Origin of the sequence: Pseudomonas sp. URMO17WK12:I11, from assembly GCF_007677725.1 — a bacterium.
In the GTDB taxonomy this organism is placed as follows: domain Bacteria; phylum Pseudomonadota; class Gammaproteobacteria; order Pseudomonadales; family Pseudomonadaceae; genus Aquipseudomonas.
This window is the reverse complement of sequence record NZ_VEDF01000040.1, coordinates 1-445: the sequence shown is the minus strand read 5'-3', so window position 1 is coordinate 445 and position 445 is coordinate 1. Positions and strand designations below refer to the sequence as shown.

1 protein-coding gene is annotated in these 445 nt (G+C 65.8%); it reads right to left on the bottom strand.

What is annotated here, in order from left to right; translation table 11 throughout:
- The coding region (locus tag FS665_RS23155; RefSeq protein WP_178108400.1) for a contractile injection system protein, VgrG/Pvc8 family at positions 1 to 445 on the bottom strand (445 nt) is incomplete at both ends.

The window sequence follows — 445 nt, the reverse complement described above, 5'->3', positions numbered from 1 at the left end:
GGCCAGGCGACGTCGGCTTTGCGTGTTCGAACGGGCTACGGTACGGCGCGCTGTGCAGCTGGCCTTCGAAGTGGCTGATGAAGAAGCCATAAGAAGCTTCGCTCAGGGCCGAGCCGAGCAGCGAGTCGTCCGGCGCAGGGCGTACTGTTTTGAATAGCGGCGCCAGGCTGCCAGGCGCTTCGCGGCGTTGCTGGGCCATGGGCAGGTTGCTTTCGGCAAAGAACTGCACCTCGATCAGCAGAAACTGCCGGTCCTCGGCGGCCTTGCGCTCGTACAGCGGATGCTGGGTCAGTTCGAACCAGCGGCCGGCCTGCAACTGGCGCACGCCGCCCTGGCCGTGCACGCGGCGCGCCTGGGATTCGCGCTGCTCGATCTGCACGCGGCTGAGCCAGTCGCCGCGCTCCTGTTTCTGCCAGTTGTACTGGCCCTGGTATTCGTAACGCTC